14 protein-coding genes are annotated in these 11,853 nt (G+C 74.1%); 8 read left to right on the top strand and 6 right to left on the bottom strand.

Annotation, left to right across the window (positions count from 1 at the left end):
- Positions 1 to 17: 17 nt before the first annotated feature.
- The 5 genes from murJ to AAW13_RS28445 form a co-directional block, all read right to left on the bottom strand.
- The gene (murJ, locus tag AAW13_RS28465; RefSeq protein ID WP_240528771.1) at positions 18 to 1,646 is read right to left on the bottom strand and encodes a murein biosynthesis integral membrane protein MurJ; all 1,629 of its coding nucleotides are present in this window, start codon (positions 1,644 to 1,646) and stop codon (positions 18 to 20) included.
- 137 nt (positions 1,647 to 1,783) lie between these two features.
- Complete coding sequence (locus AAW13_RS28460; protein WP_046731516.1) at positions 1,784 to 3,076, bottom strand: O-antigen ligase family protein; 1,293 nt, start codon at positions 3,074 to 3,076, stop codon at positions 1,784 to 1,786.
- 2 nt (positions 3,077 to 3,078) lie between these two features.
- Positions 3,079 to 4,500, bottom strand: coding sequence for an exopolysaccharide biosynthesis polyprenyl glycosylphosphotransferase (locus tag AAW13_RS28455; protein WP_046731517.1), 1,422 nt, complete (start codon positions 4,498 to 4,500; stop codon positions 3,079 to 3,081).
- The gene (locus AAW13_RS28450) at positions 4,497 to 5,639 is read right to left on the bottom strand and encodes a glycosyltransferase (RefSeq protein ID WP_046731518.1); all 1,143 of its coding nucleotides are present in this window, start codon (positions 5,637 to 5,639) and stop codon (positions 4,497 to 4,499) included. The genes AAW13_RS28455 and AAW13_RS28450 overlap by 4 nt, the downstream gene beginning before the upstream one ends.
- Before the next feature lie 56 nt (positions 5,640 to 5,695).
- Complete coding sequence (locus AAW13_RS28445) at positions 5,696 to 6,115, bottom strand: hypothetical protein (RefSeq protein WP_052768643.1); 420 nt, start codon at positions 6,113 to 6,115, stop codon at positions 5,696 to 5,698.
- Positions 6,116 to 6,329: 214 nt separating this feature from the next.
- Between AAW13_RS28445 and AAW13_RS28440 the strand changes: the two genes are divergently transcribed.
- The 7 genes from AAW13_RS28440 (at position 6,330) to AAW13_RS28410 (ending at position 10,472) form a co-directional block, all read left to right on the top strand.
- The gene (locus AAW13_RS28440) at positions 6,330 to 6,569 is read left to right on the top strand and encodes a chaplin (protein ID WP_046731519.1); all 240 of its coding nucleotides are present in this window, start codon (positions 6,330 to 6,332) and stop codon (positions 6,567 to 6,569) included.
- Positions 6,570 to 6,811: 242 nt separating this feature from the next.
- Positions 6,812 to 7,102 carry a hypothetical protein gene (locus tag AAW13_RS28435; protein ID WP_046731520.1) on the top strand — a complete coding sequence of 97 codons (291 nt, stop codon included), beginning with the start codon at positions 6,812 to 6,814 and terminating at the stop codon, positions 7,100 to 7,102.
- 155 nt (positions 7,103 to 7,257) lie between these two features.
- Positions 7,258 to 7,758: a DUF5949 family protein gene (locus tag AAW13_RS28430; protein WP_046731521.1), complete on the top strand. Its 501-nt coding sequence runs from the start codon at positions 7,258 to 7,260 to the stop codon at positions 7,756 to 7,758.
- Positions 7,758 to 8,342 (top strand): vitamin K epoxide reductase family protein, encoded by a 585-nt coding sequence (locus AAW13_RS28425; RefSeq protein ID WP_046731522.1) that lies wholly within the window; start codon positions 7,758 to 7,760, stop codon positions 8,340 to 8,342. Before AAW13_RS28430 ends, AAW13_RS28425 begins: the two co-directional genes overlap by 1 nt.
- 140 nt (positions 8,343 to 8,482) lie before the next feature.
- Complete coding sequence (locus AAW13_RS28420; RefSeq protein WP_046731523.1) at positions 8,483 to 8,998, top strand: hypothetical protein; 516 nt, start codon at positions 8,483 to 8,485, stop codon at positions 8,996 to 8,998.
- Between the two features lie 123 nt (positions 8,999 to 9,121).
- Positions 9,122 to 9,622 (top strand): tyrosinase family oxidase copper chaperone, encoded by a 501-nt coding sequence (locus tag AAW13_RS28415; RefSeq protein WP_046731524.1) that lies wholly within the window; start codon positions 9,122 to 9,124, stop codon positions 9,620 to 9,622.
- Positions 9,606 to 10,472 carry a tyrosinase family protein gene (locus AAW13_RS28410; protein WP_046731525.1) on the top strand — a complete coding sequence of 289 codons (867 nt, stop codon included), beginning with the start codon at positions 9,606 to 9,608 and terminating at the stop codon, positions 10,470 to 10,472. Before AAW13_RS28415 ends, AAW13_RS28410 begins: the two co-directional genes overlap by 17 nt.
- A gap of 77 nt (positions 10,473 to 10,549) precedes the next feature.
- Here the strand turns inward: AAW13_RS28410 and AAW13_RS28405 are convergent, their stop codons facing one another.
- On the bottom strand, positions 10,550 to 10,834 hold the full coding sequence (locus AAW13_RS28405) for a chaplin (protein WP_046731526.1): 285 nt from the start codon (positions 10,832 to 10,834) through the stop codon (positions 10,550 to 10,552).
- Positions 10,835 to 11,055: 221 nt separating this feature from the next.
- On the opposite strand from AAW13_RS28405, the gene AAW13_RS28400 reads away from it, so the two are divergent.
- Entirely contained in the window at positions 11,056 to 11,745 is a 690-nt protein-coding gene (locus AAW13_RS28400) for a GAF and ANTAR domain-containing protein (RefSeq protein ID WP_046731546.1), read from the top strand.
- Positions 11,746 to 11,853: the final 108 nt, after the last annotated feature.

Raw genomic sequence — 11,853 nt, 5'->3', positions numbered from 1 at the left:
CGGCCCGCTCTGCGGACTCAGTGGAACACGGCATGCGCGAGCCTTCGGGTGACGTTGCCTACGGAGCGGAGTGCGGGGGCGAAGCCCTGGGCGTCCAGGGCCCAGCCGAGCAGGACGAAGACGAGGGTCACGGTCGTGATCCCGGCGGCCAGGCCGGTCAGCGGGTCCGCCGGCCGCCCGGCGGCGAAGGTCCCGACCACCGTCGCGACGACGGCGGCCCGCACCGGCCGGCTGAGTTCCGCCAGCACCCGCCGGGCGCGGATCGGGACGCTGCGCGGGCCGGTGCCGGCCAGCAGGAGCAAGGCGGTGACGGTGATCCCGGTGGCGTTCCCGGCGGCGATGCCGGTGACGCCGTACCGGCCGACGCCCAGCACGCCGATCCAGGTGGTCACGACGATCCCGGCGATCATCGCGCCCACCGGGTACCAGGTGGCACGGCCGGCCGAGAAGTAGGAGCGGACCAGCGCGCCGACCATGGTCTGTCCGAGCAGCCCGAGCGCGTAGACCCGCATCACCGCGGCGGTCGCGGCGGTGTCCTCGGCCGTGAACGCCCCGCGCTGGAACAGCAGCCGGATGAGCTGCGGCGCACAGGCCACGACCACGGCGGTGCCGAGCAGCACGACGCCCGCGGCCACCGCGAGGTCCCGCTCCACCCGGAGCCGGGCCCGCTCGGTGTCGCCCTCGGCCAGTGCCCGGGCCACCACCGGGAAGGTGACCGTGCACAGTATCAGCGACATCGTCATCGGGATCTGCGCGACCTTCTGCGCGTAGTTGAGGTACGAGATGGACCCGGAGTCCAGGTGCGAGGCGAGGAACCGCTCGATCAGCACCTGCGACTGCCGGCACAGCGCGAACAGCAGCACGGTGGCCATCAGCACGACGTCCAGCGGCTGCGCCCCGGCGCCGGCCGCTCCGTCGGACGGCGTGCTCCTCACCCGCAACTGGCGTAACAGCGAGGGCAGTTGTACGGCGACCATCAGGACGCCGCCGGCCGCGACCCCGAACGCGGCCGACCGCACGCCCCAGTGGCCGCCGAGCGCGAACATCGCGGTGATGATGCCGGTGTTGTAGGCGACGTAGATCGCGGCCGGGGCGAGGAAGCGCCGGTGGGCGCGGAGCGCGGCGCTACAGTACCCGGCCAGCCCGAAGGTCAGCACGCAGGTCGCGGTGAGCCGGGTGCAGCCCACGGCGAGCCCGGGGTCGCCCAGTCCGGGCGCGAGTACCTCGACGAGTTGCGGGGCGCCCCCGATGAGCAGGGCGCCGACGCCCGCGAAGGCGAGGGAGAGCTTGGGCAGCGTCCCGGCGACCAGGGCCCGCACGGGGTCGCCGGACGCCCCCTGCGCCCGGCGGGCCAGGGCCAGACTGAAGGCGGGGATGAGCGCGAAGGCCAGCCCGTCCTCGATGAGCAGGGTGGCGGCGAACTCGGGCACGGTCCAGGCGACGAGAAACGCGTCCGTGTCCCGCCCGGCCCCGAAGAGCCGGGCGAGCGACTGGTCCCGTACGAGCCCGAGCACCGACCCGAGAATGGAGAGCACGGCGGTACCGAACGCGGCCTTCGCCAGGAAACCCCGGGAGGGAGGCGCCCCCTCAGGGACGCGGGGCGGCGACACCCGCGGCTCCGCCGCGCGGGCGCGATCAGCCCCCACCGGCCCGCGGTCGACCTCCAACTCCTCCAACTCCCCCGGCCCGCGGTCGACCTCCAACTCCTCCAACTCCACCGGCCTGCGGTCGACCTCCACCTCCTCCAACTCTCCCGGCCCCTCCGGCTCCCGCACCCCCGGAATCACGCCGCCCCCACCAACGCCCACCACGCCACCGCCCCGAACACCACGGCCGTGAGCACCGTCGACGGCCCCCCGATGTCGGCGTACGCGAAGTCCACGAGCTGCCAGACCAGCAGCCCGCAGCCGACCAGCGCGCAGTCGAGCCCGCGGCCGTCCCGGCGGACCCGCCACCAGCCCCGCAGCCCGCACACCAGCAGCGCCAGCCAGCTGCCGGCCAGTGCCAGCAGCCCGAGGAGCCCCTGCTCGCTCAGCACCAGCAGGTACATGTTGTGCGGCGACAGCAACGGCTGTTTCCGGTACGCGGCCCCCGCCCCCTCCGTGTCGCTCCCGGAGGACAGCGCCAGCGAGGCGTGCCCGTCCCGGTACGCCGGGAAGTTCTTCAACCCGACGCCGGTGACGGGGTGTTCACGCCACATCCCGGTCGCCGCCGCCCACAGCGTGTACCGGTCGGTCACCGACTGGTCGGGCGCGTCCGTGACCTGCCCGATGCTGTTGATCCGCTCCTGGAGCATCGCCGTGCCGACCCCGAGGCCGCCCACCAGCACCACACCCGCGGCGACCGCGGCCGCGACCACCTTCAGCGCCCGGCGCAGCCCGGCCAGCGCCAACTGCACCCCGCAGGTGAGCACGGTCGCGATCCAGGCCCCGCGGCTGAAGGACAGGGCCAGCGGCAGGAGCAGCCCGAGCGCGCAGGCGCCCGCCACCACCCGGTGCCGTACCGGCGTCGCCCGCCCCAGTGTCAGGCCCAGCGCGCACACCAGGCCGAAGGCCACCACCGTGGCCATGCCCATCACGTCCTGCGGTCCGAACGTGCCGACCGCGCGGATCTCCTCGCCCTGGTACGACGCCCCGGTCCCGGTGACGTACTGGTGCACCCCGACCGCGCCCTGCCAGCCGGCGAGCCCCACGAACGACCAGGCCAGCAGCCGGAAGTCGGCCCGGTCCCGGACCAGCAGCAGCACGGCGGCCGGCACCAGGACGAACACCTGGAGATAGCGGCCGAGTCCGGTCAGCCCCGCGCCCGGCGAGGCCGCGCCCATCGCGGCCACGGCCAGCCCCACGACCGGCATGCCCAGGACGACCACGGCGGTGGCGGACAGCGGGCGGCGCCGCTCCCGGACCACCCGCAGCGCGGCGTACAGCACGACCAGCGCGGACACCGCGTCGGCCGGTCCGGCGCCGCCCTCCGCGCCGCCCGGGGCGAGCGGCAGCGCGAGGACCGCGAGGACGGCGACCGCGGCCAGCACCGGCGGCAGCCGGAGCGGCCTGGCGGGCGACAGTGCGAAGCTCATCGTCAGCTCCCCGTCGAGCGCACGAGCGAGGCCGCGGTACGCAGCAGGATGCAGACGTCCTGCCACAGCGACCAGTCGTCGATGTAGGCGTTGTCGAAGCGGGCGCGGTCCTCGATGGAGGTGTCACCGCGCAGCCCGTGGATCTGGGCGAGCCCGGTGATCCCCGTCTGCATCCGGTGGCGGGCCGCGTAGCCCGGGTAGGTCTGGCTGAACTGACCCACGAAGTACGGTCGTTCGGGGCGCGGGCCGACCAGGCTCATGTCGCCCCACAGCACGTTCCACAGCTGGAGCAGTTCGTCGAGCGAGGTCTGGCGCAGGAAGCGGCAGAAGCGGCTCATCCGGACCTCGCCCGCGACGCTCCAGCGGGTCGCGGCCTCGTGCTCGTCGACCGGGCGGTGGGTGCGCAGCTTCAGCAGGGTGAAGGGCCGGCCGCCCTTGCCGATGCGCTCCTGCCGGAAGACGACACCCGGTCCGTCGGTGAGGCGCAGCACCGCCGCGCACACCAGGAGCAACGGGCTGACCAGGACGAGCGCGGTCCCGGACACCGCGACGTCCAGGATCCGCTTGCCGACGCTGCCGCGCCGGCGCGCGCCCATCTCCAGACGGCGGCAGGAGAACCCGGCGAGCTGGTCGCGCATCTCGTACGCCGGCGAGTCGGCGTCGACCTCCCAGACCACGCAGCCCGACTCGGCCAGCGCCCGCAGCAGCGGGCCCTGTTCGGTGCGGACGGCGGGGTCGACGGTGAGAACGGCCCGGACCCCGTTCTGGATGAGGGCCCGCTCGACCTCCTGCCCCGTGGTGAGCACGGGCAGGCCGCCGGCGCCCTCCGGGTGTCCGGCGACGACCCCGACCGGACGCACCCCGCAGTCCGGGTGGCGCAGTACCGCGGCGGCGACCCGCTGGGCGGTCGTGGCCGGGCCGATGACCAGCGCGGCGCGCGGCCGGCGCAGCAGGGCGACCCGACGGCGCCAGTGCACCAGGCCACGGCCCGTGCCGGCTGCCGCCGCGTGCAGGGCGAAGCCCAGCAGCAGGGCCCGCGCGGACAGCGCACGGCCCGGGTCCCAGGCGGCGACGACGGCGGCCAGGCCCAGCCACACGACCGCGATCCGGCCGCAGACGGCGGGGAGTTCGTCCAGGACGCCTGCCGTCCGCCGGGGCGTGGGCGGGCGCAGCAGTATCGCCCCGGTCACCAGCAGCCCGACCAGCACGGGCCGGCGTACGGCCGCGTCCAGCGCGGCCGCGCCGAGCAGCGCGGCACACAGGTCGGCTGCCAGCAGCGGCACCGGGGAGAGGGGCCGCACGGGCGGGCGCCGCAGCGGGAACCGGAAGCCGCCGGCGGTACGGGCCGGCAGCACCGAGACGGGTGCGAGTCCGTGATCCCGTGGCTGCGGGCCGGGGGTGGGGACGGTGCTTTCCGCGGTCACGAGTGAATGGACTCCCTGCGCTCGGAGGACACGAGCGGCCGCCCGCCGAGGAGTTCGCGGTACAGCTCCGCGACCGCCTCCGCCGTGCGCCGCACGTCGTGTGTGGACTGGACGTGCCGGCGACCCCGGTCGCCGAGCGACGCGCGCAGCTCCGGGTCGAGCAGCAGCCCGGTCACCGCCCCGGCGAGCGGGCCCGGCCGTCCCGGCGGGACCAGGCAGGGTGCGCGGTGCCCGGGCGGCAGGCTCTCCCGGGCGCCGTCGACGTCGGTGACCAGCACCGGCCGTCCGCAGGCCATCGCCTCCAGCGGGGCCAGCGCCATGCCCTCCCAGCGCGAGGGCAGCACCACCAGGTCGGCGGCCCGGTACCAGGGGCGGACATCCGTGACGGCGCCCGCGAACTCGACGGACGCGGGGGCGAGCCGGCGCAGCGCGTCCCGGTCGGGGCCGTCGCCGACCAGCACCAGCCGGGCCCGCGGCACCCGCCGCAGCACCTCGGGCCAGGCCCGCACCAGCACGTCCTGCCCCTTCTGCCGGCACAGCCGTCCGACACAGACGACCAGGGGAGCCGCCGCGGGCCGTTCGGTCGCGGGGGCCGGGGTGAAGCGGGCGGTGTCGATGCCGTTCGGGACGACCGTGTACCGGGCGCGGATGCCGGCGCGCACGCCAGTCGCACGCTCCGCCTGGCTGACGCACACCACCCGGTCCGCCCAGCGTGCGCCCCACCGCTCCCACCTCAGCGCCAGTGCGCCGGTGGCGCCCCCGACCGCCTCGAAGGACCAGGCGTGCGGCTGGAACAGGGTCGGGACGCGCCCGCGCACGGCCAGGCGTCCGGCGAGGCCCGCCTTCGCGCTGTGCGCGTGCACCAGTTCGGGCCGTACCTCGTGGAGGAGGCGGGCGAGCCGTCGTACCTCGTCCGGGAGAGCGGCGCCCGGGGAGCGCCCGGCGTGCCACTCGCGCACCTCGGCGCCCAGCTCGCGCGCACCTGCCGCCAGTTCACCGCCGGGGCACGCCACGGTGACGCGCAGACCGGCCGCGAGTTGGGCCTTCGTCAGGTCCAGGACGACCTGGGCCACTCCGCCCTCGACGGGTTGTGCCAGGTGGAGGACCCGTGGCCGGGGGTCGGTGGCTGATCGGTGCATACGCGATTTCCTCGCTCACGGGGGGCGCTCGGGACTGCGGGCGGGAACGCGCCGCACTACTGCACGTCCACGGCGGCGAAGAGCGCGCCCGCCCACGCCGCGTCGGGCTGGGAAACGAGCCGGAACGTCGGCTGGTCACCGCCCTGCGTGAGACCGGTGCCGAGATCGAACACATCCGAGTCGTGGCCGAGCGTGCTGGCGTACGCGGGCTCACGCCGGGCGCGTACCGGACCGGGTTCGTTGATCGTGCGGCGGAGTACGCCGTCGGCCGGACCGGTGGGGCGGCGCAGCGGGGTGGGTGAGCGGCCGGCCGTGGTGCGGGCGAGCGAGTCGCCGGTGCCGGCCCGGGCGCCGTTGTAGGTCATCGGACCCGTCTGACCGGCGGCGCCACGCGGAGCGGGTAGCCCGTTCGGCCGTACCCCGCCCGGCTTCTGCTCGCCGGCGGGGGTACGGAGCGGGCCCAGGGGATTGCGCATGACCGGCTTCGCTCTTTCGGAGAGTAGGTCAGGAGGTTCGCAACTCTAGTCATCATCGGCATTTATCCGTCAAAACCGGACATATGTGTCGGAGTCGTGAAGGCGGCTTCCCGGAGATCACTCCTTTGGCGGCACAACCCGAGGCGGAGCCACGCGTTGACACAGCGCTGGGCATCCGCCCGAATGTTTGTTTCGACCCCAAGGAGACCTCTCCATGTCGCGTATCGCGAAGGGCCTGGTCCTTTCCACCGCCGCCGTCGCGGCCGTTGCCGGCGCCGCCGGTGTGGCCGCCGCCGACAGCGGCGCGAACGGCGCCGCCGCCCACTCCCCGGGCGTGATCTCGGGCAACGTCATCGAGGTTCCGGTCCACGTTCCGGTGAACGTCTGCGGCGACACCGTCGACGTGATCGGCCTGCTGAACCCCGCCTTCGGCGAGACCTGCCTCAACGACTGACGCAGCCGCTGTTCCTTCGGCCGGCCGTCCGCCCGCGCATCCCGCGGGCGGACGGCCGGTCCGCGTTTCCGGCCCTCCCCGGCCCGCCCGCCGCCACCCTTTCCGGGACCCCGGCCACGTTCCCGGGATCTCATATGTCTTCCGGGAACGGGGTTTCCGGCCCGCCGGGACATCGTTAGACACGGCGTCAGAATTCCCCCGGGCGGCTTGCGTTGCCGAAAGCCGCCGAAGAAAGGAACATGATGAAGTCGCTGAAGGCAGCCGTCGTCGTCGCCGGTTCCGTGGCTCTCGTCGGCGCCGCCGCGCCCGCGTTCGCGTACACCACCTCCGACCTCACGCCCACCAGCCTCAACGGCGCCGTGAACACGATCACCAAGGACGGCCTGGACCTGAACCAGGCGATGCCGCTGCGGCACCAGTCGAACGTCCTCGACACCGAGAACAAGCGCTCCCCGCTCAACACGGTCAAGACCGCGACCGGCGCCCTCAACCAGCACAACCCGCTGCTGGGCGGCCTGCCGCTCCAGAGCTGAGGACGGCACGGGCGGAGTGCCGCGGGGCCGTTCGAGGGACACCGTTCGACGGACGCCGAGGGGTGTCCCTCGTTCGTGTGGCCCGGCCGGCCGGTGTCCGCCGGTCGGGTGAGCGGGCGCCCGGCAGCCCCACGGCCCGTCGATAGGGTCGCGCGGTGACCTCAACCCCAAGCGAGACCCGCCCGTTCCGCCCTGCCGACCTCGGCACCCTGGTCGTACTGGCCTGGAGCGGCGAGGCCCCCGACGGCGGCGACATGCCCTACCTGCTGGCCTACTCCCTCGGTGACGCCGAAGGCGGTCCCGAGGCCACCGCGACCGCGATCGGGGCGCTGCTGGCGAACAACGGCCTGCCGGTCGGCGGCGATCTCGTCGACGGCACCGCCCGGCCCGGCCTGCCCGTCACCCTGCTCGTCGAGGCCGGCCAGGCGGTCCTCAGCCTGGCCCCGCTCAACGCCCAGTGCCCCGCGCCCGACGAGTGGCTCGCCGCGGTCGGCGAACGCGGCTACGCCTACCTGGTGTTCACCACCCGCGCCTGGCCCGCCGCCGAGCCCGGCAGGCCCGTCACCCCCGAGGCGCTGACGGAGTTCGCCGGGGCCGAGGAGACCCTGACGGCCGCCGCGCACGTGGTGCTGCCCGCCCGCAGCCTGCGCGGCTGATGGCCCGAACCGCGGGCGCCGGCCGGGGCTTCGCGCTGCTGACGCTGGTCGCGGGCGCGGCCGGGCTGCTCGCCTCATGGGTCATCACCCTCGACGAGTTCGAACTGCTCAGGAACCCGCGCTTCGTGCCCGGGTGCAGCCTGAACCCGGTGGTGTCCTGCGGCAGCGTCATGAAGAGCGACCAGGCCTCGGTGTTCGGGTTCCCCAACCCGATGCTGGGGCTGGTGGCCTACGCCGTCGTGATCTGCGTCGGCATGAGCCTGCTGGCCGGCGCCCGCTTCCCCGCCTGGTACTGGCTGACCTTCACCGCCGGCTGCGCCTTCGGCATCGGCTTCGTGTCCTGGCTTCAGTTCGAGTCGCTGTACCGGATCGACGCGCTGTGCCTGTGGTGCTGCCTGGCCTGGGTCGCCACCATCCTCCTGTTCTGGTACGCCGCCTCCTTCGTCGTACGCCACCGGTTCCTGCCCGCGCCCCGGTGGCTGCGGGAATTCCTCGGCGAGTTCACCTGGGTCCTCCCGCTGCTGCACATCGGGATCGTCGGCATGCTGATCCTGACCCGCTGGTGGGATTTCTGGACGAGCTGAACAGCGGAATTCCACAATGCCGGACTGCCTACCGGCCGACTAATGCTGCACCCGGGCGAATTGTGAGCTGATGCCGATTCCCGGCTCGTTACCCGGTACGGACCTCGCTCCTCTCGCATCCGGAAAGGCCCGTACCTGACATGAAGCCGACCACCCGAGGAACCCTTGCCGCCGTCGTCACGGGCGTCGCCGTGGCCGTGGGCGCCACCGCCACGCCCGCCGCCGCGACCGGCACGGTCCCCGTCCCCGTGCCACTGGACGGCGTCGCGAAGTCCCTCCACACCGAGGTCCCCGGGATCGGCCTGGAACTGCCGCTGCTGGTCCCCGGTGTCCCCGAGACGCCACGCTACGTCCAGGGGCGGCTCATCCCGGAGCACGCGCTGCCGCGGGTGCCGATGAACGGCGTACTGCCCGGCGCCGACCTCAGGCTGCCGCTCCCGCACGCCCTCGGCCCCGGCTTCGACCACGTCGGCGCCGACCTCCCCGCCTCCGACCTGCGGGCGCTCACCCCCGGCCTGGAACTGGACGCCCCCCTCAGCGCGCCCGACCCGCAGCACTACGGCATGCCGAACCTGAAGATGCCCGAGGCCGGCGTGCTCGGCCCGGTCCTCCAGACGGTCGTGGGCGGCGACCTGGGTGCCGGCCCCGGCCGGTGACGCCCGCCGCACACCGCCCTTCCGGCCCGTTCCTGGGCCGGATGGCGGCCCGGCGGTGACCGGACGGCCTCTCGGACGGTTACCGGTACCGACAGTGGTCGGTCAACCGGACGAGGAGTGAGCATGGTCGTCGGAGTCGGTGGGGTGGCGGTGGGCGCGGAGCCGGGCGCCCGACAGCCCGGCAGAGCCGGGGCGGGCAGACCGACGCGGCGCGAGCTGACGCGGGGGCTGTTCGCCTCCCTGGCCGCCCTCGCGCTCGCCCCGGTGGTCGCCGCCTCCCGCCCGGTGCTCCCGGCCGACGGACCGGCCGGCACCTCCTTCGACGAGACCTACCGGGGCCGCCGCATCCGCGGGGCCCTGGTACCGGCGGTGCGGGCCGTCGACGACGGCGAGTGGCAGGTCACCGTGGACGGCCGTCCGCTGCATCTGATGCGGCGGGCCGACGGCAGCTGGCTGAGCATGGTCGACCACTACAGCTCCTACCCGACCCCGCTGGCGGCGACCCGGGCGGCCGTCGACGAGATGGGCCCCGGACAGCGGCTGCGCGAGCCGGCGCCCGGCCCGGCGGGCGGGGGACACGGGGGACACCTGCACATGGGGGGAGACCATGGCGTACGTGCGTAAGGACGTCAGCAGGCTCACGGCCGCCGAGCGGGCCCGGCTGGTGAAGGCGTTCCTCGAGGTCAAACGGCGTGGCGAGTACGACGAATTCGTGCGCGTGCACATCGACTACTACACCCCCGACGGCGAGGACGGACTGCGCGCCGCCCACATGGCGCCCTCCTTCCTGCCCTGGCACCGCCGCTTCCTGCTCGACCTGGAGCGGGCCCTGCGCCGGGTGGACGAATCGGTGACGGTGCCGTACTGGGACTGGACGCGGGAACGGTCGGCGTCCGGTGTGCCGTGGACGAAGGACCTGCTCGGCGGCGACGGCCGGGCCCGCGACCAGCAGGTGATGACCGGGCCCTTCGCCTACGCGGCGGGCCACTGGACCATCCGGGAGGGCATCACCGACGGCGAGTTCCTGGCCCGGGACCTGGGCCGTGCCCGGGACCCGATCGACCTGCCCACCAGGGCCGAACTCGACCGGGCGCTGGACGACCCCGTCTACGACGTCCCGCCGTGGGACTCGACGGTCACCCGGGGGTTCCGCAACCGGCTGGAGGGCTGGGGGAGGGGCAGCGGCAAGGCGTCCTGGCACAACCACAACCGGGTGCACCGCTGGGTCGGCGGGGCGATGCTGAGCGGCGCCTCGGTCAACGACCCCGTCTTCTGGTTCCACCACGCCTTCATCGACCTCCAGTGGGAGCGCTGGCGGTCCCGGCACCACGGTCGGCGCTACCTGCCGGCGAGGCCGCCGGGCCCCGGTGACGCGCAGCACGGCCGGATCGTCGCCCGGGGCGGGAAACTGCCGCCGTGGAACGTGACCCCGGAGTCGCTGGAGGACGTGAGCCGGATCTACCGGTACGCGTGACGTGTCCCCACGAGGGGCGCCCTCACACGGGAGAGCCCCGGCGCCCAGGGCGCCGGGGCTCCTCAGCGAGCCGGGGTTCAGGAACCGTAGCCGCCGTTCTTGCCGTCACCGCTCTTGAGGTGGCCTTCGTTGGTGCAGTGGTCGCCGAACGCCGGGTTCAGCAGGCCGATCACGTCGACGGTGTCGCCGCACACGTTCACCGGGATGTTGACCGGGACCTCGATGACGTTGCCGGACAGCACGCCGGGCGAGCTGACGGCCTCGCCGTTGGCACCCGCGTCGGCCAGCGCCAGGCCGGCTCCGCCGATCACCACAGCGCCGGTGCCGAGGGCTACGACGGCGGCCTTCGCGATGCGAGACATCACGTTCTCCTTCTTGTTGCCTTGTTGCTCGGGGAGTGCGGCGGCAGGACCAGCCGCCGCACTCCCCGTTCAACGCCGCCCCCTGCGGCTGGTCACGCAGATCAGCGGACGATCACTCCAAGGGCCGGAGCGGGCGCGGGCATTCGGGGCGAGGGCGCGACGGCCCCCCGAGGCGTCGGCGTGCCATGCTGGGCGGAACGCATCGGGAGGTGGAGCAGACGATGGACTGGGCTCGGTTCGCGCAGCAGCTGGCGGCGATGGCGCGGGACCTGCTGGCGCAGGAGTCCGTCGAGAGCACCCTGACCCGGATCACGGCTTCGGCCGTGGAACTCGTGGAGGGCTGCGAGGCGGCCGGCATCCTGGTGCTGCACGGGGGGAAGGTGCAGACGCTCGCCCCCACCGGCCGGCTGGTCGTCGACAGCGACCGGCTCCAGGAGCGGCTGCGCGAGGGGCCGTGCTTCGACGCCGCCCGTACCAAGGAGGGCGAGCGGGTCTTCCGCATCCGCGACTTCGGCCAGGAGCAGCCGCGCTGGCCCGCGTACGCGCCCGCGGCCCACCACCTCGGAGTCGGCAGCATGATGGGATTCCTGCTGTACACCGAGGACGAGGAACTCGGCGCGCTGAACATCTACTCCCGGTCGCCCGGCGCCTTCACCGAGGCCAGCGAGCTGGCCGGCTGGCTGCTGGCCTCGCACGCGGCGGTCGCCTTCTCCAGCGCCCGTACCCACGCCCAGATGGAGCGGGCCGTCGCCACCCGCCATCTGATCGGTGAGGCCATGGGCATCCTCATGGGCAGCCACCGGCTCACCGAGGAACAGGCCTTCGACGTGCTGCGCCGCTACTCGCAGGAGAACAACATCAAGCTCTACGAGGTCGCCCGCCGGGTCTGCGAACAGGGCAGCCTCGGCTGAACCCCGGACGACGACGGGCCTCGGGCGACGACGGGCCTCGGGCGACGACGGGCCTCGGGCGACGACGGGCCCCGGGCGACGACGGTGGGCCTCGGGCGACGACGGTGG

It is taken from the genome of Streptomyces humi (genome assembly GCF_001005085.2).
Classification (GTDB): Bacteria; Actinomycetota; Actinomycetes; order Streptomycetales; family Streptomycetaceae; genus Streptomyces; species Streptomyces humi.
The sequence above is the reverse complement of the archived record's forward strand: the minus strand, read 5'-3'. Positions and strand labels throughout refer to the sequence as shown.

Excerpts from the sequence above, each read along its gene's own strand:
- AAW13_RS28460 (WP_046731516.1), bottom strand. The coding sequence starts at position 3,076 with ATGAGCTTCGCACTGTCGCCCGCCAGGCCGCTCCGGCTGCCGCCGGTG.
- AAW13_RS28450 (WP_046731518.1), bottom strand. The coding sequence starts at position 5,639 with ATGCACCGATCAGCCACCGACCCCCGGCCACGGGTCCTCCACCTGGCA.
- AAW13_RS28445 (WP_052768643.1), bottom strand. The coding sequence starts at position 6,115 with ATGCGCAATCCCCTGGGCCCGCTCCGTACCCCCGCCGGCGAGCAGAAG.
- AAW13_RS28440 (WP_046731519.1), top strand. The coding sequence starts at position 6,330 with ATGTCGCGTATCGCGAAGGGCCTGGTCCTTTCCACCGCCGCCGTCGCG.
- AAW13_RS28435 (WP_046731520.1), top strand. The coding sequence starts at position 6,812 with ATGAAGTCGCTGAAGGCAGCCGTCGTCGTCGCCGGTTCCGTGGCTCTC.
- AAW13_RS28425 (WP_046731522.1), top strand. The coding sequence starts at position 7,758 with ATGGCCCGAACCGCGGGCGCCGGCCGGGGCTTCGCGCTGCTGACGCTG.
- AAW13_RS28420 (WP_046731523.1), top strand. The coding sequence starts at position 8,483 with ATGAAGCCGACCACCCGAGGAACCCTTGCCGCCGTCGTCACGGGCGTC.
- AAW13_RS28415 (WP_046731524.1), top strand. The coding sequence starts at position 9,122 with ATGGTCGTCGGAGTCGGTGGGGTGGCGGTGGGCGCGGAGCCGGGCGCC.
- AAW13_RS28410 (WP_046731525.1), top strand. The coding sequence starts at position 9,606 with ATGGCGTACGTGCGTAAGGACGTCAGCAGGCTCACGGCCGCCGAGCGG.
- AAW13_RS28405 (WP_046731526.1), bottom strand. The coding sequence starts at position 10,834 with ATGTCTCGCATCGCGAAGGCCGCCGTCGTAGCCCTCGGCACCGGCGCT.
- AAW13_RS28400 (WP_046731546.1), top strand. The coding sequence starts at position 11,056 with ATGGACTGGGCTCGGTTCGCGCAGCAGCTGGCGGCGATGGCGCGGGAC.